Genomic DNA, 24,238 nt, shown 5'->3' with positions numbered 1-24,238 from the left:
TATGCAAACCGTCAACGTATTCTTGATCCAGACGACCCTGCAAGCAAATTTACTTTGAGGTCGTCTGAAAACAGAATTAACGTTTCCAGCTTGGAGCCACGTCGGCATTGATGCCGTATTTTTCGATGGCTTGCTGAACGGTTTCTTTGCTGACTTTGCCTTGTTCTGCCAATGCGCTCAATGCTGCCACGGCAACGTTATAGCGATCCACTTCGAAGAAGCGGCGCAGGTTGGCACGGCTGTCGGAGCGGCCGAAACCATCGGTACCCAAGACATGGTAGTCGTTCGGAATGTACGCGCGGATACGGTCGGCATAGCTGCGGATATAGTCAGTAGCGGCGATAACCGGACCGTCATGACCTTGCAGTTGTGAAGTAACGAAAGGCACTTTTTCAGCTTCCAGCGGATGCAGGCGGTTGAAACGTTCTGCTTCGATGGCATCGCGGTGCAGCAGGTTGAAGGACGGGCAAGACCAAATGTCTGCTTCTACGCCGAAGTCGGCTTTCAGCAATTCGGCACCGGCAATCACTTCTTGCAGGATGGTACCAGAACCCATCAATTGAACTTTCTTGTCGCCTTTACCGCCGGCTTTCAGCAGGTACATACCTTTCAGGATGTCTTGTTCCGCACCTTCAGGCATGTCCGGATGAGCGTAGTTCTCGTTCATCAGGGTGATGTAGTAGAACACGTCTTCGTTATTGGCATACATACGGCGCAGACCGTCTTGTACGATAACGGCTACTTCGTATTGGAAGGTCGGATCGTAAGAAACGCAGTTCGGGATCAAATCGGCTTGAATGTGGCTGTGACCGTCTTCGTGTTGCAGGCCTTCGCCGTTCAAGGTTGTACGGCCGGCAGTACCACCCAACAGGAAGCCGCGTGCGTGCATATCGCCGGCAGCCCATGCCAAGTCACCGATACGTTGGAAACCAAACATGGAGTAGTAAATGTAGAAAGGAATCATCGCGAAGTTACTATTGGCGTAGCTGGTTGCAGCTGCAATCCAGTCAGCCATCGCGCCTGGTTCGTTAATACCTTCTTGCAAGATTTGACCATCAACGGATTCTTTGTAGAACATCAGTTGGTCTTTGTCTTGCGGGGTGTATTGCTGACCTTTCGGGTTCCAAATACCGTATTGGCGGAACATGCCTTCCATACCGAAGGTACGGCTTTCGTCGGGAACGATAGGTACGACGCGTTTGCCGATTTTTTTGTCTTTCAACAGGGTAGACAGAATGCGGACAAATGCCATAGTGGTCGAGAATTCACGATCACCGCTGGATTTCAGTTGCGCATCAAATGCGGACAACTCAGGCACTTCCAATACCTCTTTTGTCGGATGACGTTGAGGCAGGTAACCACCCAAGGCTTCGCGGCGCGCGTGCAGGTATTTGTACTCTTCACTGTCAGGAGCGAAGGTCAGGTAAGGCAGATCGCCACTGTCGATTTGTTCGTCGGTAACAGGAATGTCAAAGCGGTCGCGGAATTGTTTTAGAGACGCTTTGTCCATTTTTTTGGCTTGGTGGGCAACGTTTTGACCTTCGCCGGATGCACCCATACCATAACCTTTAATGGTTTTCGCCAAAATTACGGTAGGTTTGCCGTCTGCATGGTTAGCTGCGAGATCATAAGCGTTGTACACTTTTTGAGGGTCGTGACCGCCACGATTCAATGCCCAGATTTGCTCATCGGTCATATCGGCAACCAATGCTTTTAATTCAGGGGTATTGAAGAAATGTTCGCGCACGTACGCACCGTCTTTGGATTTGTAAGTTTGGTAGTCGCCGTCCAAACATTCTTCCATGCGTTTGCGCAGGATACCGTCTTTATCTTTAGCCAAGAGGCGGTCCCAACGGCGACCCCAGATGACTTTAACAACATTCCAGCCTGCGCCGGCAAAGTTGCCTTCTAATTCTTGGATGATTTTGCCGTTACCGCGAACAGGACCGTCCAAGCGTTGCAGGTTACAGTTAATAACGAAAATCAGGTTGTCCAAACCTTCGCGTGCTGCCAGGGCAATCGCGCCTTGGCTTTCAGGTTCGTCCATTTCGCCGTCACCACAGAAGCACCATACTTTACGGCCTTTGGTTTTTGCCAGGCCGCGGGATTCCAAGTATTTCAGGAAACGGGCTTGGTAAATCGCCATGATCGGACCCAAACCCATAGATACGGTTGGGAATTGCCAGAAATCAGGCAGCAAGTGCGGATGCGGGTAAGAAGGCAGACCATGTCCGTCCACTTCCTGACGGAAATTGTTCAGTTGGTCTTCAGTCAGACGGCCTTCAACGAAAGCGCGGGCATAGATGCCTGGAGAAACGTGGCCTTGGAAGAATACCAAATCACCTTCTTCGCCTTCGCCTTTAGCTTTCCAGAAGTGGTTGAAACCCACTTCGTACATGGTTGCTGCGGATTGGAAAGATGCGATATGACCACCCAGCTCCAAATCTTTTTTACCGGCACGCAATACGATGGCGGCGGCGTTCCAGCGCACAAATGCACGGATGCGGTGTTCGATGTTTTGATCGCCCGGAATGCCTTTTTCGTCTTCAACCGAAACGGTATTCAAATACGGGGTGGTTGTGCCGTGAGGCATACGGACGCCTTTGTCGCGGCTGTATTTAACCAGATGCTCCAACAAGTATTGTGCGCGTTCGCTGCCTTCGTATTCTAGAACTGAGCTTAACGCGTCCAACCACTCTTGGGTTTCAATCGGGTCAACATCGTGTAATTGGGTGGACATAGTATCTATCCTTATGTTGAGTGTTATTTAATGACGGAGGGTTATACCCCTAATGTTTTCGTTTGCGAAAATTGATATACAAAAACGAAAAATTTCTAAAATCAAATCAAATAAAATTAGATAATCTAAATCTTTTCAATCAGTTAAAAACTGGATTAAAAACAAAAGACGCACTGGTGAATTTATTTGAATCTGCTTCGCTTCGAATCGTATCAGCAAACGGTATAACTAGCAAATTTCAATTTAATATATTCAAAAACAATCAAACTTTTCCCATTTAATTTTCTTTTTTAACACAAAAACGAAAATAAAATGAAAAAAACCGAAATAACCTTTTAACCGTTTTTGAAATAGCTTTGCTACTATATTTCAGACGACCTTTTTACTGCTCCTCCGAATGCCGGCGTTTGATAAGGATGCGGACAGCGCCGTCATTACCCTCGCGAGGTTCGATATAGGCAAGAACATCTGGATGCTGCATCAGCCAACGGCGCGTCATATTTTTTAAAACAGGTTTATAACCTGCCGAACCCAAGCCGCTACCGTGGACAATTTCGGCACAAACGCCGCGCTTTTGGATAAACACGATAAATTCATTTAATACCTGTTGTGCTTCCTCTTGCGTATAGCCGTGCAAATCAACATCGGCAACGACGGGATAATGGCCGTTACGCAGGCGTTGCAGGTCGTTTTTACCTTGCCCGTTCTTACTGAACGAAGCAGGCGGCTCATCCCAACCGCCGTTGCCGATATAAAAATAATCTTCCTCATTTAATGAAGATGCTTCTTTCGGACGCGGCTTTATCGGTGATTTATCGCGTGGAGCAGAATAATATTGCGAAGTTTGTTTCAACGGGGTTACCGTCCCGACCATGCTTGCAAAATCGGCATTCTCGGCTTCCTGCTTTTTAGCTGCCGCTTCTGCTGCAGCCTTTTCTTCCGCTTCTTTTTTCGCCTGTTTACCTAAGGCCTGAAGGGTAGATTGGAAATCTGTTTTCATAAATGGATACCTGAAACGCTAAACGATTTTCAGACGACCTCTTTTACAAACAAGGTCGTCTGAAAATGGGAAAATAATTTACGGTTCTATCTAACTAAAGATATTTCCGCATTAATTCGCATTCGACTTTAACTTCCCGATTCAACTGCAATACCGCAGAACCCAAAGATTCATAACGGTTGATGCGGTAAAACGGAACGGAATTGAGCGAAGCATAAAGTTTTAAAAAACTCAATCCGGCATGATGCGCCAACTCTTCGGCACGCCTCAGCAATGCCGTACCCAAACCTTGATTGTGGAAAATCGGATGCACATAAAGCGCGTCTAATTGCGCTTCCTTAAAATCGACTTGGAAAAATCCACGGATGGCCCCTTTGTATTCCACCACCCACAAAGCCTTATCCGGATCGTCGATGGTATGGCGGTAGCTTTCAGTGTCCAACAGCGCTTCCCATGCCTGAAGCACGTTCTCGTCGTAGCTTCGAATGCAGGCAAATTGGGCGGCATGAAGATGGGCATTATGGATGGCTTGGCAATCTTGTACTGTGGCGGGACGGAGTATGGTCAACAGGCTCATGATTCGGTACGTTATATCTGGCTTTCAGACGACCTTGATTGATTCTGAGGTCGTCTGAACATTCTAAAAATCAGCAAATTATAAACTTTGATGCAGCTTCGCCGCCACTTCAAAAGCAGTGTCGGCATCGGCGGACAAAACGGTAAAATGCCCCATTTTGCGCCCTTTCCGCGCGACTTTTTTGCCGTATAGGTGCAGGTGTGCATTCGGATGGCTTTGCAACGGCAGCCAATTCGGTTCGCCGCCGTCTTCCTGCCAGACGTCGCCCAAAATATTCGCCATGCAGCATGAAGAAAGCAACTTGGTGTCGGCGGGCGGCAGATTGCACATAATGCGTACCTGCTGCTGGAACTGGTCTGCGGCGCAGGCATCTATCGTATGGTGGCCGGAATTGTGCGGGCGCGGGGCGATTTCGTTGACGACCAATTCATGCGTGTCGCCAACGACGAACATTTCCACCGCCAACACGCCGACATAATCCAATTCGTCCGCCAAGCGTTGCGCCATCTGCCGTGCCTGTTGCTGCACATCGGCACTCAACCGCGCGGGGACGATGGAATAGGCGAGGATGCCGTTTTCGTGGATATTTTCGGCAGGATCGAAGGTTTGCACGTTTTCATTGTTCAGACGGCATACGATAACGGAAATTTCGCCGCGCAAATCCACCATTTTTTCTAAAACACAATCTACGCCGCCGTGTTCGGCAAACGCGGCCTTGAGTTCGTCCACCGTTTTGACGCGGATTTGACCTTTGCCGTCGTAGCCCAAAGTGGCCGTTTTCAGGATGCCGGGCAGGAATTGTGCGCTTGCTTCGCTGATGTCGTCTGAACGGCAAACCACTTGGTACGGCGCGGTTTGCAATCCTGCTTTGCGTATCCACGCTTTTTCCTGAATACGGTTTTGCGCGATGGCGACGCAGTCGCCGCTGGGGGAAACGTTGGTATGTTTTGCCAAAAAGCGCATTGCGTCGGCATTGACGTTTTCAAATTCAGTGGTAACTGCCGCGCATTTTGCCAACTCGTCCAAAGCGGCTTGGTCGTCAAACGGCGCGCACAAATGGCGGTCGGCAAATTCCGCCGCAGGCGCGTTGGGATCGGGGTCGAGAACGGTTACTTTGTAGCCCATGGTTTTGGCGGCAACGGTAAACATTTTGCCTAATTGGCCGCCACCGAGGATGCCGAGCATGGCTGGCGGGAGGATGGGGGATTTGTTCATAGTGGAATAATTCTGTTTAAACTGCCAAATCTAAGGGAAGGTCGGAAATATCTTTTAATCGTTTACCATTGACCATGATGTAAAACAAATCCAAAGCGTCTTCATAATTCAATGATTGTAAAGTTTGTTCCAGCTCATATAAGGCAAAATGGCAAACGCAATCTATTTCCCCTGTACCCAAGGCAATGGATGAAATGCGGCTTGGCGTCGGTTCTGCCGTTACGACAACAATGTGCGGCAGTCTGCCTTTTCTATTTCTAACCAAATTCAATCCTTCAGAACGGGCATTTTGAGCCCTGTCGCTGCGAATCGTCCATTTACAAGAGATACTGGCGTGGAGCAGCGGCATATTGCCATTACCCGCACGCAAACTGGCATATGTGGCAATATTTTCATCAACTAAAAATTCATTACGGTTGATTTCTGCATCTGAAATCAAATTTCTGGTAACGATAATATCGGGAGTAATGGTGTAATCACTGCCCAAGGCGGCAGCCAATTCGGGGTTTTCTTCGGCAGCCTTGGCTAAGGCTGTCAGATGTGCGTATTGCTGATAACGTGCGATTTCCAGACGGTTGCGAGAACCGACCTGCTTAACATTCCAGTCGCCGGGTCTGATATGCTGCAATTTCTCAAAAGCAGATTGGACAAACTCACTGCATATTGCTTCAAAAGCATTTCCCGATGTCTGACCGGGTAATCTTTCCGAAACCGTTTCCGAATGCAGTAAGTCGGCAATCCCCTTGGCTATATTGCAACTTCGGGTATTGCTCCCATCCGCATTGCTGACTACGCCTCTATTGTTGGTTGCAAGAACATTGCCATCCAATAATTTCTTATGGAAAATCCTGCGTTCTTGGGTAAAAAGCGGATTCATTTAATTTTCCTTTTTTAAGGCTTTGATAATCTGCCTGCCCACCGCTTCGGCTACCGGCGGGGGAAAAGCGTTGCCGATTTGGCGGTACATAGGCGTTTTTTTACCAAAAAATTGCCAGTCATCAGGAAATCCTTGGATACGCGCTGTCATTCGGGCAGTCAATCTAGGCATCCCCGAAAAGTCTTCAGGCGGCGCACTATTCCACAAACCTGAACCATCCACACCCAACTCCGCCCATGCGCGTTTGGACCGTGTAGGCCCCAAGTCAGCACCGCCGTGTTTTTTTGAACCTCCAACTAAAGTTGGAGCGATTTGGTCTGCCTTCAAACGCCAATCATGCACACCTTGCCAGTTATTCTCTGACATTAAGTCAAACAGTAATTCACCAACAGTTTGCGGTTGTTTTACGGTCGGTTCAGGCCACTTGAAAAAATCTGCATATTCGTTTTTTAATGCAACAAACAAAACTCTGGGTCTAAGTTGCGATACCCCATAGTCAGCGGCATAGAGCAACTTCCATTGACCTATGTAACCCAACTTGGCAAATTGTTCTGTAATATGGTTGCGATAATCTTCAAATTTTGGGTCAAGTAACCCCCGCACATTTTCTAACATGATGGCTTTAGGGTCAGTTTCCTTAGCTAGACGAATAGCCTCAGGGAATAAATCGCGTTCATCATCTTTTCCTAATTGTTTACCTGCTTTGGAAAAAGGTGGGCAAGGAACTCCACCGGCTAATAAATCAATACCTTTATATTTATTTCCCCGAACTAGACGGACATCTCCTTCAATAATATTCCAATTAGGGCGATTTAAACGTAGTGTCTGACAAGCTGGAGATTCGATCTCGATCAGTGCAGCATGGGAAAAGCCTGCTCTTTCTAAACCCAAGGCTTGTCCTCCTGCCCCTGCACAAATTTCTAATGATGTGAATTGCATTGTGATCTTTTGCGTAAGTTTCTCTGATGTTGCTTTGTGATTTTCAGACGACCTTCTCTCTACAAAGGTCGTCTGAAATTTATTTATCCAACCCTTCCTGCACCATCTGCGCCGCCCTAACCACTGCTCGGGCTTTGTTCTGCGTTTCCTGCCATTCGGAGGTCGGATCGGAGTCGGCGACGATGCCTGCGCCACTTTGGACGTATAGCGTGTTGTTTTTCACTACGGCGGTGCGGATGGCGATTGCCAAGTCCATGTCGTTGTTGAAGCCCCATACGCCGACGGCGCCGCCGTAGATACCGCGTTTGCTCGGTTCGACTTCTTCGATGATTTCCATGGCGCGGACTTTGGGTGCGCCGGAAAGTGTGCCAGCGGGGAACGTGGCGGCGAGGATGTCCATATTGGTGACTCCCTCTTTCAGACGACCTTCGACGTTGGAAACGATGTGCATCACATGGGAGTATTTTTCAATCACCATTTTGTCGGTTACTTTGACTTCGCCTGTTTTGCTGATGCGGCCGACGTCGTTGCGCCCTAAATCGATAAGCATGACGTGTTCGGCGATTTCTTTGGCGTCACTTAATAAGTCCTGCTCGTTGGCAAGGTCTTCTGCGGGGGTTTTGCCGCGCAGGCGCGTGCCGGCGATGGGGCGGACGATGACGTCGTCGCGTTCGCGGCGGACGAGGATTTCGGGCGAGGAACCGACGATGTGGAAATCGCCGAAATCGTAGTAAAAGAGGTAAGGCGAAGGGTTGAGCGTGCGCAGGGCGCGGTAGAGGGCGAGCGGGCTGTCGGTGAATTCCATACTCATGCGCTGGCTGGGGACGACCTGCATGCAGTCGCCTGCGAAGATGTAGTCTTTGATTTCGTTGACGCAGGCTTTGAACGGTTCTTCGCCGAACTCGCTGACGGCTTCAGTGTGTTTGCTGCCGAGCGAAAGCGGGATGGCGCAGCTTTGGCGCAACTGGGTGCGGATGTCTTCGAGGCGTTCGCGGGCGCGTTCGTAACCGTCGGGCTGTGAGGGATCAGCGTAAACGATGAGGTGGATTTTGCCGCTCAAATTGTCGATAACCGCCAACTCTTGCGACAGCATCAGCAAGATGTCGGGCGTACCGAGCGGGTCGGCTTTGGCGGTGTTTTTCAGGCGGTGGGCGAAGTGTTCGAAATTGTAGATGGTTTCGTAACCGAAGTAGCCGACCAATCCGCCGGTAAAGCGCGGCAGGCTTGGGATTTCGGGCGTTTTGAAGCGGTTGTGGAAGGCTTCGATAAAGGGCAGCGGATTGCCGTCGTGTTGCTCGACGATTTCGCCGTTTTGATAAACATCGACATGTTTGCCGCTGGCTTTGAGATAGTGGCTGCAAGGCAGTCCGATAAAGGAATAGCGGCCGAAACGTTCGCCGCCGACAACGGATTCGAGCAGATAGGTATAGGGGCGGTTGGCGAGTTTGAGATAGAGGGAAAGCGGCGTATCCAAGTCGGCAAGGAGTTCTTGCACGAGCGGGATGCGGTTGTAGCCTTGGGCGGCTTGGGCTTGGTATTCTTGTTTACTGATCATTTCGGTTCCGTTGTGCGGGTGTTTTCAGACGACCTTGCGAACGTGTAAAAGTCTTTGAAAAAGCTTGGAACGACGTGCTTGGCGGGCAGAAAAAACAAGCCCTCGCCATCGTCGCAAAATTGCGGAAAAGTATAACATTTTATGCGGATTGTTGACAGTTTTGGTTTTTCAGACGCCCCCTCCCTGCCGTATAATGCCGTTTTCTGTTTCCGCTTCCCAAACGACCATCATGACCGAATCCATACGCCTCCCCACCGCCTCGCTCAAACCCGCCACCGTCGCTCTACCCGGCTCCAAAAGCATCAGCAACCGCACCCTGCTGCTCGCTGCTTTATCCGACAACACTTGCGAAATCCATTCCCTGCTGAAATCCGACGATACCGACCGTATGTTGGAAGCGCTTGATAAACTCGGCGTTGAAATCGAATATCTTGCCGAAGGTCGTCTGAAAGTGCACGGCACAGGCGGGCGTTTCCCCAATCGGACTGCCGATTTGTTTTTAGGCAACGCAGGAACGGCGTTTCGTCCGCTGACTGCCGCGCTGGCCGTTTTGGGCGGTGATTATCATCTGCATGGCGTGCCTCGTATGCACGAACGCCCTATCGGCGATTTGGTCGATGCGCTGCGGATTGCCGGCGCCGATGTCGAATATCTCGGCAACGAACACTATCCGCCGCTTCATATCGGCGAACGCCAAGACCGCGTCGAGCGCGTGATTCCGATTAAAGGCAATGTGTCCAGCCAGTTTTTGACTGCCCTCTTGATGGCGCTGCCGCTGACCGGGCAGGCATTTGAAATCCGTATGGTCGGCGAGTTGATTTCCAAGCCCTATATCGACATCACATTGAAACTGATGGCGCAATTCGGCGTACAGGTTGCCAACGAAGACTACCGCGTCTTCAAAATCCCCGCGGATGCCCGCTACCACGCGCCCGAACATCTGCACGTCGAAGGCGATGCCTCCAGCGCATCCTACTTCCTCGCAGCCGGTTTGATTGCCGCCACGCCCGTCCGCGTTACCGGTATCGGCGCAAACAGCATACAGGGCGATGTTGCCTTTGCCCGCGAGCTGGAAAAAATCGGTGCGGACGTGATTTGGGGCGAAAACTTCGTCGAAGTCTCGCGCCCAAAAGAACGCGCCGTCCAAGCCTTTGATTTGGATGCAAACCATATCCCCGATGCCGCCATGACCCTCGCCATCGTTGCGCTTGCCACAGGACAAACCTGCACGCTGCGCAACATCGGCTCATGGCGCGTCAAAGAAACCGACCGCATCGCCGCGATGGCAAACGAGTTGCGCAAACTTGGTGCAAAAGTTGTCGAAGAAGCCGAAGCGATTCACATCACCCCGCCTGAAACTCTGACGCCCGATGCCGTCATCGACACTTACGACGACCACCGCATGGCGATGTGTTTCTCGCTGGTTTCCCTGTTGGGCGTACCCGTCGTCATCAACGACCCAAAATGCACCCATAAAACCTTCCCGACTTATTTTGAAGTGTTCTCATCGCTGACCAACGCGGTTTAAAGCGGGAAGACGTTTACCCAAACAAAAAGGGCGTTAAATATTGTTAGCCGTCCCTTTGGGATGGCAATATATAAGGTCGTCTGAAAATATCGTTCCGCAATCCAACTGCCGAACCGTTTTCAGACGACCTTTTGCTATAATCCGTCCGTTTCCCCACGCTCCTTTTGATATGAACACCCCAAAAGCCTTTGCCATCCTCGGTCCGACCGCCGGCGGGAAAACCGCTCTTGCCTTGAAAATCGCCGAAGCCCTGCCGGTCGAAATCATCAGCCTCGATTCCGCGCTGGTGTACCGCGATATGGATATCGGCACGGCAAAGCCGACGGCTGCCGAGCGTGATGCCGTGCCGCACCACCTTATCGACATTATCCCGCCGACGGAGTCTTACAGCGCGGCGGAGTTTGTCGGCGACTGCGTGCGGCTGGCGGAGGAAATCCGCGCGCGCGGCAGGCTGCCTTTGATTGTCGGCGGCACGATGATGTATTTCCACGCGCTGACCGAAGGCTTGAACGACCTGCCCGAAGCCGATGCCGCCGTGCGCGCCCAGTTGCAGGAAGAAAAACAACGATACGGCTTGGCGCATCTGTATCAAAGCCTTCAAACCATAGACCCTGAAACCGCAGGTCGTCTGAAACCGAACGACAGCCAACGTATCGAACGCGCTTTGGAAGTGTACCGCCTGACCGGCAAGCCCCTGAGCGCGCATTTTGCCGAAAAAGCCGACTACACCCCGCCGCTCGACCTCTGCACCACCGCCCTGATTCCCGAAAACCGCGCCTTGCTGCACGAAAACATCGCCCGCCGTTTCACGCAAATGCTGGAGCAAGGCTTCATCGACGAAATGCGCGCCCTGCGTCAAAAATATCCCGAGCTGACCGCCGATATGCCCTCCATGCGCTGCGTCGGCTATCGGCAAGCATGGGATTACCTCGAAGGCTTGACCGATTACGACACCTTTGTCGAAAAAGGCATCGCCGCCACCCGCCAGCTTGCCAAACGCCAACTCACTTGGCTGCGCAAAATCCCATTGGCGCACAGCATCGACCCTTACACCGACGGCGACCACGTTCAGACGACCTTAGCACTCGTCCGCCGCCATTTCCAAATCTAAAAGCCATGCCGACCCTGTTGACCATGCCGCCCGTCGCCCCGCAAACCTTATCCGCCCTGCAAGCCCTCGGCATCCGCAGCGTAGAGGAGCTGCGCGACGCCGGTTCCGTCCAAGCCTTCCTGCTGCTCAAGGCTGCCGGACTGACCGTTACCCGCAGCACGCTTTGGCAACTCGAAGCCCTGTTGCTCGGTATCAAACCGCAAGAGCTGCCGCAAACGCAGAAAACCGCTTTGGAGCAAGCCGTCAAAAACCATCCGCCCGTCGCCGTTTTCCCCACGTCGTTTGAAATGGAAACCTTCATGCGCGCTGCCTCAGTGCAGGCAGAACAATCCGCCCGCATCGGCGAAATCCCTGTCGGTGCGGTCGTCGTCTCCAACAATCAAATCATCGCCGCCGCACACAACACCTGCGTCAGCGATCACGACATCAGCCGCCACGCCGAAATCCGCGCCCTTGCCACCGCGGGTGCCGCCCTTCAAAACTACCGCCTCGACGAGTGCGATCTCTACATCACGCTCGAACCCTGCGCCATGTGCGCCTCCGCCATCATTCAAGCCCGCGTCCGCCGCGTCATCTACGGCGCGGCAGAACCCAAAACCGGCGCGGCAGGCAGCGTTGTCAATCTGTTTGCCAACCCGCTGCTGAACAAACACACGGCAATCAAAGGCGGCATTTTGGAAGACGAGTGCAAAGCCGTTTTACAGGCGTTTTTTCAGACGAGGCGGAAACAGGGTTGAGAAAATCAAAAAGGTCGTCTGAAAATCACCCAAACCATCCTATCCCTTACACCCGCTTTTAATCTGCTAAAATCCCGCTTTTACAACCCACCACGGCGGCCCGAAAAATTTTCCGGCTGCCGCAACCCATTGTCCCTACGCCATGACCTACCCTATCCCCAAACCCCGTGAAAAATCCCGTTGGCTCAATCTGTCTCAAGGCTCGCTGCCCTTGGCCTTGGCGCGTTATCTGCCGCATAAGCAGCTCAAGGTTGTCTTGACCCAAGATGCGGAACAGGCGCTACGCCTTCAGACGGCCTGGCTGTTTTTCCGTCCGCACGATACGGCGGTGTTCCTGCCGGACTGGGAAACGCTGCCTTACGAGCGTTTTTCGCCGCATCAGGATTTGGTGTCGGAGCGCTTGTCGGCGTTGTGGCAGATTAAGAGCGGCGCGGCGGACGTGTTGTTTGTGCCGGTTGCCACGGCGATGCAGAAGCTGCCGCCTGTGCCGTTTCTGGCGGGGCGCACTTTTTGGCTGAAAGCGAGGCAGACTTTGGATATAGGTCGTCTGAAAACCGATTTGGTGGATGCGGGTTACAACCATGTTTCCCATGTTGTCGCGGCGGGCGAGTTTGCCGTGCGCGGCGGCATTGTCGATTTGTTTCCGATGGGCAGCGAAATGCCGTACCGCATCGATTTGTTTGACGATGAAATCGACAGCATCAAAACCTTTGATACCGAGACGCAGCGCACCATCTCCCCTGTTTCCGAAATCCGCCTGCTGCCGGCGCACGAATTCCCCACCGACAGCGAGGCGCAAAAAATCTTCCGCAGCCGCTTCCGCGAGGAAGTCGATGGCAATCCGAACGATGCCGCCGTATACAAAGCCGTCAGCAACGGCCACTTCGGCGCAGGCGTGGAATACTACCTGCCGCTGTTTTTTGAAAACGAGCTGGAAACGCTGTTTGACTATATCGGCGAAGATGCGTTGTTTGTCTCTTTGGGCGATGTTCACGCCGAAGCAAACCGCTTTTGGAGCGACGTTAAATCGCGTTACGCCATGGCGCAGGGCGACGAAACCTATCCGCCTTTGCTTCCACAGCATTTGTATCTCTCTGCCGATGTATTCGCAGGTCGTCTGAAAAACTACGGACAGGTGCTGCCCGATGTTTCCGGCAAAGAACACACCCTGCCCGATCTTGCCGTCAACCGCCAATCCGACGAGCCGTTGCAGGCATTGAAGGATTTTCAGACGACCTTTGAAGGACGGATTTTGCTGTGCGCCGAAAGTCTGGGACGGCGCGAAACCATGCTCGGCTTCTTGCAACAAAACGGCTTGAAGGCCAAACCTGTGTCCGACTGGCAGGGCTTTTTATCGGCGCACGAGCCGCTGATGATAACGGTCGCTCCGTTGGCATACGGGTTCAAACTAGGCGGGCTGAACTCTCCGAGCCAACAGCAACCTACTCCCGCCTCCGAGGGAGAAGGCAAAACGGTTACCGACCAAACCGAATTTTCCGCAGCCGCAACAAACCCTCTCCCTAGCCCTCTCCCGCAGGAGAGGGAACAAAGTGCCGCTGCCATTTCAGACGACCTGAAAACCAAAAGCAGCCTGCACCCCGTCGAAAGCAGTCTGCACGGGCAAATCCGACAGCAACCTGCCCCCTCCCCCGTGGGGGAGGGTTGGGGAGAGGGCAAAGCGGTTGCTGACCAAACCAAATTTTCCGCAGTCGCAACAAATCCTCTCCCTAGCTCTCTCCCACAGGAGAGGAAACGGAATACAGCTGCCGTTTCAGACGACCTGAAAACCGAAAACAGCCTTCACTCCGTCGAAAGTAGTCTGCACGGGCAAACCCGACAGCAACCTGCCCCCTCCCCCGTGGGGGAGGGTTGGGGAGAGGGCAAAGCGGTTGCCGCTCAAAGTTCCATCGCCGTGATCACCGAATCCGAACTCTACCAATACGTCGCCCGTTCGCGCGCCCACAACCGCCGCAAGAAACATGCCGCCGTTTCAGACGGCCTGTTACGCGACCTTGCCGAAATCAATATCGGCGACCCTGTCGTGCACGAAGAACACGGCATCGGGCGGTATATGGGCTTGGTAACGATGGATTTGGGCGGCGAAACCAACGAAATGATGTTGCTCGAATACGCGGGAGAAGCGCAGCTTTATGTACCTGTTTCGCAACTGCATTTAATCAGCCGCTACTCTGGCCAAGCACACGAAAACGTCGCCCTGCACAAGCTCGGCAGCGGCGCGTGGAACAAGGCGAAGCGCAAGGCTGCCGAAAAAGCGCGCGACACCGCCGCCGAGTTGCTCAACCTCTACGCCCAACGCGCCGCCCAATCGGGGCACAAGTTTGAAATCAACGAGTTGGACTATCAGGCGTTTGCCGACGGCTTCGGCTACGAAGAAACCGAAGACCAAGCCGCCGCCATCGCCGCCGTGATTAAAGATTTGACGCAGGCGAAGCCGATGGACCGCCTTGTGTGCGGCGATGTCGGCTTCGGCAAAACCGAAGTCGCCCTGCGTGCCGCGTTTGTGGCGGTGATGGGCGGAAAACAGGTCGCCGTACTCGCCCCGACCACGCTTCTGGTGGAGCAGCACGCGCAAAATTTCGCCGACCGTTTCGCCGATTTCCCCGTGAAAGTCGCCAGCCTTTCGCGTTTCAACAACAGCAAAGCCACCAAAGCCGCGCTGGAAGGCATGGCGGATGGCACGGTCGATATCGTTATCGGAACGCACAAATTGGTGCAAGACGATATAAAATTCAAAAACTTAGGGCTCGTCATCATCGATGAAGAACACCGCTTCGGCGTGCGCCAAAAAGAGCAGCTCAAACGCCTGCGCGCCAATGTCGACATCCTTACCATGACCGCCACGCCGATTCCGCGCACCCTCAGCATGGCACTCGAAGGCCTGCGCGACTTCTCGCTGATTACCACCGCACCCAGCCGCCGCCTCGCCGTGAAAACCTTTGTCAAACCGTTCAGTGAAGGCAGCGTGCGCGAAGCCGTGTTGCGCGAACTCAAACGCGGCGGGCAAGTGTTTTTCCTGCACAATGAAGTGGATACCATCGAAAACATGCGCGAGCGGCTGGAAACCCTGCTGCCCGAAGCCCGCATCGGCGTGGCGCACGGACAACTGCGCGAGCGCGAGCTGGAACAAGTCATGCGCGACTTTTTGCAGCAAAGATTCAACGTGTTGCTCTGTTCCACCATCATCGAAACCGGCATCGACATCCCCAACGCCAACACCATCATCATCAACCGCGCCGACAAATTCGGGCTGGCGCAACTGCACCAGCTTCGCGGTCGCGTCGGCCGCAGCCACCACCAAGCCTACGCCTACCTGCTCACGCCCGAATACATCACCAAAGACGCAGAAAAACGCCTCGACGCCATCGCGGCGGCAGACGAACTCGGCGCAGGTTTCACCCTCGCCATGCAGGATTTGGAAATCCGCGGCGCAGGCGAAATTCTCGGCGAAGGACAATCCGGAGAAATGATACAGGTCGGCTTCACGCTCTACACCGAAATGCTCAAACAAGCCGTGCGCGACCTCAAAAAAGGCCGCCAGCCCGACCTCGACGCACCGTTGGGCATCACCACCGAAATCAAACTGCACAGCCCCGCCCTGCTGCCCGAAAGCTACTGCCCCGACATCCACGAACGGCTCGTCCTCTACAAACGCCTCGCCGTCTGCGAAACCGTGCAGCAAATCAACGCCATACACGAAGAACTCGTCGACCGCTTCGGCCTACCCGAACAACCCGTCAAAACCCTCATCGAAAGCCACCACCTGCGGCTCGCCGCCAAAGAATTGGGTATAGACGCCATCGACGCCACAAGCGAAGCCGTAACCATTACCTTCGGCAAACACCACCAAATCGACCCGACAGAAATCATCCTGCTGATTCAGACAGATAAAAAATACCGGCTGGCTGGGGCGGATAAGTTGAAGTTTACGGCTCAGATGGAGGATGTGGAAACGCGGATTAAGACGGTGAAAAGTGTGTTGAAGACTTTGAAAGAAAGAGTGGTAGCAAAGTAGAGGCTAGTGAAAAGAGGTCGTCTGAAAAATTTTCAGACGACCTTTTATCAAATGATGCAAAATACCACTTGTTTAACCTCGTGCGTGCCTCAGCCCCCACCTTCAGTTTTGTGCAGACTATGACTTGTATCGTTTGTTTATTTTTATAATTGCCGAAATTTCCAATAATCCCGTCCTTCAATTTTCCAATAACAAAATTCGTCCGGTATCAAATACCCAAAGTCCATTGCCTTAGAAAACCAACCATCATAGACATAATCTTCATGGCATCTGTCCCAATCCATATGAAGGTAAACTTCCGTATCAAAATTAATATAGAACAACGGCAGCCTCGAAGAAATCTGATTGATTTTTAAGAAATCACTTTGTTGACCAGAATCCGAGATAGGTTCATTGTACGACAACTTATTTTCGACAACGGAATATAACCTTACCGTTTCATCAGAAGTAAATCCCTGTAACATCAGTGCCTTCAATTCGTCTTTTTCCAGTACGACGACCGAATCTGATTGAAGATAGTTTTCGAAATTGTCCTTAGTTAATTGCCAGATGCCATTTCGGTAATAACAACTATTCATTTCATCCTGATATTGTTCTAACGTAATATTCCCGTTTTTAAAATCAAAATCTAAATCCAACTTCATATTTAATATGAAATTTTCTTTATAATCAATCAAATAATACATATTTCTCTTATAGACAAAAATGGATATACACTGGATGTACTCAAAGATGTTATCCAATAATTCAGATTTAAATTTCTCAATCTTTTCCATATTTGCCAAATTCCTTAATAACTTTATCTTCAAGCAAGCCGTAGCCCGCATGAAATCTGCAGGCAGAGTGTGCGCGATACGCACGCAGCGAGCTTGAATTTAATAAAAAGGGTCGTCTGGAACATTTTTCCGGTTTTCAGACGACCTTTTGTCAAATATTATCGGCAGCGGCTCAATGCCAACCTTAAACCTGCTCCGATTTCTTCAGGGCTGTTATCCAATGATAAAATTACATCGTCTTCATCAATGGCATCCCACGCTTCCAGCTTGACATGGCGGCTCGGGCTGATTTTCAGGCAGCCGTTGTGCAGCCAAATATCCCCGCTCATCATGTTTTTAAATAGGGCGCGTCTGGTTTTATAGCCCAAGTTCCCGCATAGGTTGGCAACCCAATCCTCATAGCGTTGCCGAAATTTTTCGGCATCAAAAAAATCTTGGTCTTCCGGACTGTCATAAACGAAAGTCCTGCTGTTCGCCAACGCTTGCAAGACCGTCGTGCCTAAAGTTTCATTGTCGGTATCCAATGGCAGGATATGGGGGGGATATGGGTGGTCTGGAGCATATCGCCCAAATCCTGACCATGTTTGAATAATCAAGGCTCTTTCATTTGCCTTATAGCCAGCCCAATAATCTTGTTCTTGATTGAAAGTCATTTATTCGATCTCCGTAATTTTGACTGTAATATTTCGATTTTTTCCCTACTCTACCACACGTTGCAACTGCAATCTTTGCTCCGTATTGGTTTGTGCAGCAAGCAGGCCGTAGTCCGCATAAAACCTTAAGGCAGGTTGATGAAAGGCTTCATGAGCGAATAAAGAAGCAATAAAAAGGTCGTCTGAAACCTTTTCAGACGACCTTTCAAATTACGATAGAAGCTAATCAAAGATAAACGATTTCGCCGCTTCGTCCTCTGCTCTCTTCACTTGCCCACCAAACAAACTGGGGCAATACGTCTTCGTAGTTTTTACGTTCGCTCTTCGATTCGCCGGGATGGGATTTGATGCGTTGCGGCGAATTAATCGGACCGGGAACCAGAACATTGGCACGCAGGTTTTCAAAGCGTTCCCATTCGTCGGCAGCCACTTTACACAAATAATTCAATGCGGCTTTGGATGCACCGAAACCGCCCCAGTAAGCTTTCGGGGTTTCGCCGTGGCTTTCGCCGACGAAGATGACGGACGCATCGGGCGACTGCTTCAGCAGCGGAAGCAGCGCACGGGTCAGTCCCATCGGTGCAACGGTGTTGATACGGTATTGGTTGACCCATTCGGCGACGGTTTGGAAATCTAAAGGCGAGAGCGCGTAAAAATAGCTGGCGCAATGGACGATACCGTCGAGTTTCCCCTGAATCGCTTCGCCGATGGTTGCGGCAAATTGTTCGAATTCTTTTTCTTCCGCGCCGATTAAATCGAAACAAATGGCAAACGGCTCGGGACAGCCTGCTTCGACAATCGCATCATAAACTTTTTCCAGCTTTTTTTGATGGCGTGCAACCAAAATCACGGTCGCCCCCGCTTCGGCATAGGCTTTGGCCACCTGTTCGCCCAAGCCTTGCGATGCTCCTGTTACCAGAATCGTTTTATTTTGCAATGTCGGCATAATTCTTCCTTAATTGTGAAGTTTGAGGGATTTACGGTATTTTAACGGTTTGCAGTGTCTTGTAAAGGCAATCGGAATAGGTCGTCTGAAACTCGGATTCGAGTTTCAGACGACCTTTATATTAATCCGAAATCAGCCAAACACCTTTCCGCCGCCGTCAAACCCGACTGTACCGCCGCTTCCAAGGTAGCCGGATAGCGCGGATGCAAGTAGTCGCCTGCGGGATAGATATTCCGCTGGTGCAGCCAAGCAAAATCGGGAGTGACGGAATTAGGCGTGCAGGCTGTGGTCGCCCGTTTTTCGGTGATAACGCGGACGGCTTCGGGTTCGTCTAAATAAGGGCAGATGCGTTTCACGTCTGCATGGACTTTCTCTGCCCATTCTTGGCTTTTGAACGCTCCGACGTGATCGGAAACGCTGATGACGGCGGCGACTTCGTTTGTCGGCAAACCGAGTGCGCCGCGATACACCAGCCATTGCGCCGTACCGTCGGCAAGTCCGGTCAGCGGCTGAGGCAAATGGACGGGAACGGCATAGCGCAGATAGACGGTGGTAATCGAGTGGTATTGGAGATTTTGATAGGTCGTCTGAATATAGTCGGGAGTATCTTCAGGGAAAAGATGGACGGCATGATACGGCGCAGTCGCAACAATAACGGCATCAAAAGCCTCATCATTCACAACAACTCGCCCGTCAGGAAGGTTTTTCAGACGACCTACTCGGGTTTCAAGACGGATGTCCGCACCAAACTGCTTGAGTTTTGCCAACGCAGGCTCGGCAATGATTGCGCCTAAATCGCGCTTGGGCAAAAGGTAATCGCTGCCTGATTTGTCTGCCCACACGCCATCGGACAGCACATTGCATAGTATGCGCAGGCTCGCGTGTTCCAACGGCGTATTGAGCGCACCCCACACCAGCGGCTGCCAAAACTCTGTAACCAGCCTGCGCGGGACATTGCGCTGCCGCAGCCATTGGGCAACGACCAAATCAGCGCGCTTGCCGCGTGCGTAACGCTGCAACGCAGCCATATCGGATAACAGCCTGATTTTCAGAGAAAACGAAACTTTTTTAGCACGCAATATGCCGGTCAAAATATGAAGCGGCGAAGGAAAGTTGGTACTTTGAAACTGCAAACCCTCATACATATGCCATTGCAGCGGCAAACGGCAAAAAGCGGCTTCAGGGTCGGCGCCGATGTGCTCCATCAGCGTCAATACGCCGTGATAAGCGCCGAGCAAGATATGCTGCCCATTGTCCAAAAAACTGAATCCGTCAGCGTTTCCAGCCAAAGTACGCGCCCGTCCGCCCGCCTGCCGACCGGCTTCAAACACAGTAACATCAACACGGCGCGCCAACGACACTGCAGCAGACAAACCTGCCCAGCCTGCGCCGACGACGGCAATTTTCGGGCGAAGATGCGGAGTATTCATGGCTTAAATCCGAATAACCAGGTTTTCAGGGCAATACGCTTTTTGCGCGGCGAAGGAATGGCAATTTTATAAGTCAGGACGTTTTGCGCGCCGTCGCGGTCGATTTCGTTCAGCAGCGCGTAATAAATCGCCGCCATCACCAACCCGACTTTTTGGGATTTTTTATCGGCAGCAGGCAACAGCGACATCGCCTCGCGATAAGTTTCGCGGGCGCGTGAAACTTGAAAGCGCATCAGTTCGGCAAAATTATCCGTCGGCTTACACTGCATAATCACGCTTGCAGGTACGTTAAACTGCTGCATTTCCTCCATCGGCAGGTAAATCCGACCGTTGCGCGCATCCTCGCCGACATCGCGGATAATGTTTGTCAGTTGCAGCGCAAGGCCCATCTTATCGGCGTATTCCAGCGTTCGGTCGTCTGAAAAACCCAAAATCCGCGCAATCAGGCAGCCGACGACGCCCGCGACGCGGTGGCAATACAGTTTCAACTCTTCAAAACTGCCGTAACGCGCCTGAACCAAATCCATCTGCATCCCGTCGATTAAGGCTTCCAATTCATATTTCGGCAGCTTGAAAGTTTCCTTAACCTGCCGCAAAGCCTGATTGACCGGATGCTCCGGCATCACGCCGCCGAATACCTTGTCCAAATCGCCGCGCCACCAGTTCAACGTTGCCTGCGCCACATTCGGATCGGAACAGTCATCGACCACATCGTCCAATTCGCGGCAAAAAGCATACAAAACCGTTATCGCATCCCGCTTTTCCTGCGACAGGAAACGGAAGCCCGACAAAAAACTGGAGCGGCTTTCTTCTGCCTTCTGACGGCAATAATCAAGTCCTTGCACGGCGTGTCCTAAAAATTATCATAATAGTAAAATCGGATTTTATCGGATTTGGGGCAGTAGGGAAATTTCAGACGACCTTTATAAATAAACGGAATCCGATTATCGCAATTCCCTACCAAACCACTCAACTATCCGCCCGAAATCTGTTAAAATACCGACCTATCCTAATAAATACAGCATCAAAAGGCACACAATCATGGCTCTTTTGCAGATTTCCGAACCCGGCATGTCCGCCGCTCCGCATCAACACCGCCTCGCCGTCGGCATCGACTTGGGTACGACCAACAGCCTGGTTGCCACCGTCCGCAGCGGCAGCCCGGTTTGTCTGACCGATATGGACGGGCGTACCACCCTGCCCTCCGTCGTCCGCTACGGCGAAGGCGATGCCGTCGAAGTCGGCAAAGCCGCCCTTGCCGCCCAAAAAACCGACCCGCTGAACACCATCAGCTCCGCCAAACGCCTCATCGGCCGCACGCTTGCCGACCTCGCGCAGGACGCGCAATACCTGCCCTACCGTTTCACGCCCAACGAGCGCGTGGTCGAGCTGAACACCCGCCAAGGTGCCAAAACGCCTATCGAAGTGTCGTCTGAAATCCTCAAAGCCCTCAAATCGCGTGCCGAAGAAACTTTAGGCGGCGATTTGGTCGGCGCCGTCATTACCGTTCCCGCCTATTTCGACGACGCCCAACGCCAAGCCACCAAAGACGCCGCGCGTTTAGCGGGCTTGAACGTCTTGCGCCTGCTCAACGAGCCGACCGCCGCCGCGATTGCCTACGGACTGGACAACGCCTCCGAAGGTACGTTTGTCGTTTACGACTTGGGCGGCGGTACGTTCGACGTATCCGTATTGCAACTGACCAAAGGGCTGTTTGAAGTCAAAGCCACCGGCGGCAACAGCGCATTGGGCGGCGACGATTTCGACCACCGCCTGTTCTGCCACCTGCTCGAACAAAACGACCTTTCCAAACTCAACGAGCGCGACAGCCAGCTTCTGCTTTCCCTTGTCCGCGCCGCCAAAGAACAACTGACCGGCCAAACCGAAGCCGTCGTCGAAGCCACGCTTTCAGACGGCCGCAAAATCCATACCGTCATTACCCGCCAAGAGTTTCACCACCTGACGCAAAATCTGGTGCAAAAAACCATAGAGCCGGTTAAACAGGCACTGAAAGACGCTGGCGTGACTAAAGCCGACATCAAGGGCGTGATTATGGTTGGCGGTTCTACCCGTATGCTGCACGTTCAACAAGCAGTCGCCACCTTCTTCGGACAAACCCCGCTGAACAACCTCAACCCCGACGAAGTCGTCGCGCTCGGCGCCGCCATACAGGCGAACGTCCTTGCCGGCAACAAAACCGACGGCGAATGGCTGCTGCTGGACGTTACCCCCTTGTCGCTCGGTTTGGAAACCTACGGCGGCCTCGCCGAAAAGATTATCCCGCGCAATTCCACCATCCCCACCGCGCGCGCGCAGGATTTCACCACCTTCAAAGACGGTCAAACCGCCATGACGATACACGTCGTACAAGGCGAGCGCGAACTCGTTTCCGACTGCCGCAGCCTTGCCAAATTCACCCTGCGCGGCATTCCGCCCATGACCGCAGGCGCGGCGCGCATCCGCGTTACCTTCCAAGTTGACGCCGACGGCTTGCTGTCCGTTTCCGCCCAAGAACAAAGCACCGGCGTACAGGCGCAAATCGAAGTCAAACCTTCCTACGGCTTGGACGACGACACCATCACCCAAATGCTCAAAGACAGCATGAGCAACGCCGCCGAAGACATGGCGGCACGCGCCCGCGCCGAAGCCGTGGTCGAAGCCGAAAGCCTGACCGACGCAGTCAACGCCGCCCTTGAGTTGGATAGCGATTTGCTGGATGCCGAAGAATTGCAACAGATTCAGCAAGACATCGCCGATTTGCAAGGCCGTCTGAAAGACGGCAACGCCGAAGACATCCGCGCCGCCGTCGCCAAACTCAGCCGCAGCACCGACAACTTCGCCGCCAAACGCATGAACCGCAACATCCAACGTGCGCTGACAGGGCAAAGCGTTGATAATATTTGACGGCAAATGGTTTCAGACGGCCTTTGATAAAAAGGCCGTCTGAAAATCTAATATCCCAAACGACCTGATTACTTCTATGCGACTCTGGCACCAAACCCTCATCCCGCTACTCCCCCGCGCCCAGCTTTTGGGGCAACACCGCGAATGCGCCGCCCTGCGCGGAGCAGGCTGGGGCAGGCCGCACGCGACGGTGAATTACGTCTTCACCCATTCGCCTGACAAGCTCTATCTGTATCACGCGCTGATTATGGAAGAAATGGAAAAACGCGGTTACAAACCCGACCCGTTGTGGAAAGACCCGCTGTACCGCGGCAAAGCGGTTGCCCCTTATCCCGCACACGATATCGAAGCCGCCGATTCACCGATTTACCCCGAACACGATGATGCGTATCTAGACGAATGTCTGGAAAATTTAAAAAGCAAAGGTATCATGTTATAAACGGTTTCAGACGACTCCTTCATTACAAAAGGTCGTCTGAAAACGACTGACAAACCCTATCCACCCATTACAAGAGACAATAAAAATGCCCAAAATCACCGTACTCCCACACGCCGTATTATGTCCCGAAGGCGCAGTCATTGAAGACGCACCCGAAGGCAAAACCGTCCTTGACGTACTGCTCGACCACGACATCGAAGTCGATCACGCCTGTGAAAAATCCTGCGCCTGCACCACCTGCCACGTCATCATCCGCAAAGGCTTCGACAGTTTGGAAGAGCCGAGCGATCTGGAAGAAGACCTGCTCGACCAGGCATGGGGCTTGGAAGCCGACTCGCGCCTGAGCTGTCAGGCAGTGGTCGCCGACGAAGATTTGGTGGTCGAAATCCCCAAATACACCATCAACCACGCGCGCGAAGATCATTGATACAAAAAGGTCGTCTGAAACGGATCAAGCAATTTTCAGACGACCTCTGCCAACTTTTAAGACGTAAGTAACAAAATGGAGGCTAAAAATCCCCGCAAGCCTTATCCTATAAGGCTTTAAAAGAGGTCAAAGGCTTTGAATACAAAAATGCCCTTTTCGCGACTCAAAACAAGTCAAAAGGAACGGCTGCCGAAACGGCAAACAACGCTACAAATGCCATGCTTGCGGCAGACGGCTTAATCCGCAGGAAATATGGCAGGCATACAGCGAAGGCAAACAGACCGCCGCACAGCTTGCCAAAACTTACGGATGCAGTCGGCAGACTATTCTGAGGCATCTCAAAAAAGTTCA

20 protein-coding genes are annotated in these 24,238 nt (G+C 52.3%); 8 read left to right on the top strand and 12 right to left on the bottom strand.

Annotated elements, in window-relative coordinates; translation table 11 throughout:
* Positions 1 to 76: 76 nt before the first annotated feature.
* The 7 genes from aceE to trpE form a co-directional block, all read right to left on the bottom strand.
* A complete protein-coding gene (gene aceE, locus DBY90_RS09670; protein ID WP_070493981.1) occupies positions 77 to 2,740 on the bottom strand; it encodes a pyruvate dehydrogenase (acetyl-transferring), homodimeric type in 2,664 nt (887 codons plus the stop codon).
* A gap of 382 nt (positions 2,741 to 3,122) precedes the next feature.
* On the bottom strand, positions 3,123 to 3,740 hold the full coding sequence (locus DBY90_RS09665; protein WP_070493984.1) for a Smr/MutS family protein: 618 nt from the start codon (positions 3,738 to 3,740) through the stop codon (positions 3,123 to 3,125).
* A gap of 94 nt (positions 3,741 to 3,834) precedes the next feature.
* Positions 3,835 to 4,317, bottom strand: coding sequence for a GNAT family N-acetyltransferase (locus DBY90_RS09660; protein WP_016687430.1), 483 nt, complete (start codon positions 4,315 to 4,317; stop codon positions 3,835 to 3,837).
* 78 nt (positions 4,318 to 4,395) lie between these two features.
* Positions 4,396 to 5,532: a 5-(carboxyamino)imidazole ribonucleotide synthase gene (locus tag DBY90_RS09655; protein WP_070493988.1), complete on the bottom strand. Its 1,137-nt coding sequence runs from the start codon at positions 5,530 to 5,532 to the stop codon at positions 4,396 to 4,398.
* Between the two features lie 16 nt (positions 5,533 to 5,548).
* Positions 5,549 to 6,409, bottom strand: a complete 861-nt coding sequence (locus tag DBY90_RS09650) for an NgoMIV family type II restriction endonuclease (protein ID WP_070493991.1) — start codon at positions 6,407 to 6,409, stop codon at positions 5,549 to 5,551.
* Positions 6,410 to 7,348: a DNA cytosine methyltransferase gene (locus tag DBY90_RS09645; protein ID WP_070493994.1), complete on the bottom strand. Its 939-nt coding sequence runs from the start codon at positions 7,346 to 7,348 to the stop codon at positions 6,410 to 6,412.
* A 79-nt stretch (positions 7,349 to 7,427) separates the two neighbouring features.
* Positions 7,428 to 8,903 carry an anthranilate synthase component I gene (gene trpE / locus DBY90_RS09640; protein ID WP_107987094.1) on the bottom strand — a complete coding sequence of 492 codons (1,476 nt, stop codon included), beginning with the start codon at positions 8,901 to 8,903 and terminating at the stop codon, positions 7,428 to 7,430.
* Between the two features lie 229 nt (positions 8,904 to 9,132).
* Here trpE and aroA point away from each other — a divergent pair, with 229 nt between their 5' ends.
* The 4 genes from aroA (at position 9,133) to mfd (ending at position 16,312) form a co-directional block, all read left to right on the top strand.
* Positions 9,133 to 10,431, top strand: a complete 1,299-nt coding sequence (gene aroA / locus DBY90_RS09635; protein ID WP_070494000.1) for a 3-phosphoshikimate 1-carboxyvinyltransferase — start codon at positions 9,133 to 9,135, stop codon at positions 10,429 to 10,431.
* Between the two features lie 169 nt (positions 10,432 to 10,600).
* Positions 10,601 to 11,542, top strand: coding sequence for a tRNA (adenosine(37)-N6)-dimethylallyltransferase MiaA (gene miaA, locus DBY90_RS09630; protein WP_070494003.1), 942 nt, complete (start codon positions 10,601 to 10,603; stop codon positions 11,540 to 11,542).
* A gap of 14 nt (positions 11,543 to 11,556) precedes the next feature.
* On the top strand, positions 11,557 to 12,279 hold the full coding sequence (gene tadA, locus DBY90_RS09625) for a tRNA adenosine(34) deaminase TadA (protein ID WP_070494021.1): 723 nt from the start codon (positions 11,557 to 11,559) through the stop codon (positions 12,277 to 12,279).
* 142 nt (positions 12,280 to 12,421) lie between these two features.
* Positions 12,422 to 16,312 (top strand): transcription-repair coupling factor, encoded by a 3,891-nt coding sequence (gene mfd, locus DBY90_RS09620; RefSeq protein ID WP_107987092.1) that lies wholly within the window; start codon positions 12,422 to 12,424, stop codon positions 16,310 to 16,312.
* A gap of 143 nt (positions 16,313 to 16,455) precedes the next feature.
* Here mfd and DBY90_RS09615 read toward each other — a convergent pair whose 3' ends face one another.
* The 5 genes from DBY90_RS09615 to hpnD form a co-directional block, all read right to left on the bottom strand.
* Complete coding sequence (locus DBY90_RS09615) at positions 16,456 to 17,088, bottom strand: hypothetical protein (RefSeq protein WP_070493793.1); 633 nt, start codon at positions 17,086 to 17,088, stop codon at positions 16,456 to 16,458.
* Positions 17,089 to 17,246: 158 nt separating this feature from the next.
* The gene (locus tag DBY90_RS09610) at positions 17,247 to 17,741 is read right to left on the bottom strand and encodes a contact-dependent growth inhibition system immunity protein (protein ID WP_070493796.1); all 495 of its coding nucleotides are present in this window, start codon (positions 17,739 to 17,741) and stop codon (positions 17,247 to 17,249) included.
* 226 nt (positions 17,742 to 17,967) lie between these two features.
* Positions 17,968 to 18,687, bottom strand: a complete 720-nt coding sequence (locus DBY90_RS09605) for an SDR family oxidoreductase (protein ID WP_003742488.1) — start codon at positions 18,685 to 18,687, stop codon at positions 17,968 to 17,970.
* 116 nt (positions 18,688 to 18,803) lie between these two features.
* On the bottom strand, positions 18,804 to 20,117 hold the full coding sequence (hpnE, locus tag DBY90_RS09600; protein WP_070493799.1) for a hydroxysqualene dehydroxylase HpnE: 1,314 nt from the start codon (positions 20,115 to 20,117) through the stop codon (positions 18,804 to 18,806).
* Positions 20,114 to 20,962 carry a presqualene diphosphate synthase HpnD gene (hpnD, locus tag DBY90_RS09595; RefSeq protein ID WP_070493802.1) on the bottom strand — a complete coding sequence of 283 codons (849 nt, stop codon included), beginning with the start codon at positions 20,960 to 20,962 and terminating at the stop codon, positions 20,114 to 20,116. Before hpnD ends, hpnE begins: the two co-directional genes overlap by 4 nt.
* A 196-nt stretch (positions 20,963 to 21,158) precedes the next feature.
* On the opposite strand from hpnD, the gene hscA reads away from it, so the two are divergent.
* From hscA to DBY90_RS13570, 4 genes are all read left to right on the top strand, one after another.
* Entirely contained in the window at positions 21,159 to 23,021 is a 1,863-nt protein-coding gene (gene hscA, locus DBY90_RS09590; RefSeq protein ID WP_070493805.1) for a Fe-S protein assembly chaperone HscA, read from the top strand.
* 76 nt (positions 23,022 to 23,097) lie between these two features.
* Positions 23,098 to 23,460, top strand: a complete 363-nt coding sequence (locus DBY90_RS09585; protein WP_070493808.1) for a TIGR02328 family protein — start codon at positions 23,098 to 23,100, stop codon at positions 23,458 to 23,460.
* 85 nt (positions 23,461 to 23,545) lie between these two features.
* Complete coding sequence (gene fdx, locus DBY90_RS09580; RefSeq protein WP_070493811.1) at positions 23,546 to 23,887, top strand: ISC system 2Fe-2S type ferredoxin; 342 nt, start codon at positions 23,546 to 23,548, stop codon at positions 23,885 to 23,887.
* Positions 23,888 to 24,026: 139 nt separating this feature from the next.
* A partial coding sequence (locus DBY90_RS13570) for an IS1/IS1595 family N-terminal zinc-binding domain-containing protein (RefSeq protein WP_185952203.1) occupies positions 24,027 to 24,238 on the top strand: 212 nt, incomplete at its 3' end.

It is taken from the genome of Neisseria mucosa (assembly GCF_003044445.1).
Classification (GTDB): Bacteria; Pseudomonadota; Gammaproteobacteria; order Burkholderiales; family Neisseriaceae; genus Neisseria; species Neisseria mucosa_A.
Note: the sequence above shows the minus strand (reverse complement) of the source record. Positions and strands in the feature narration are given on the sequence as shown.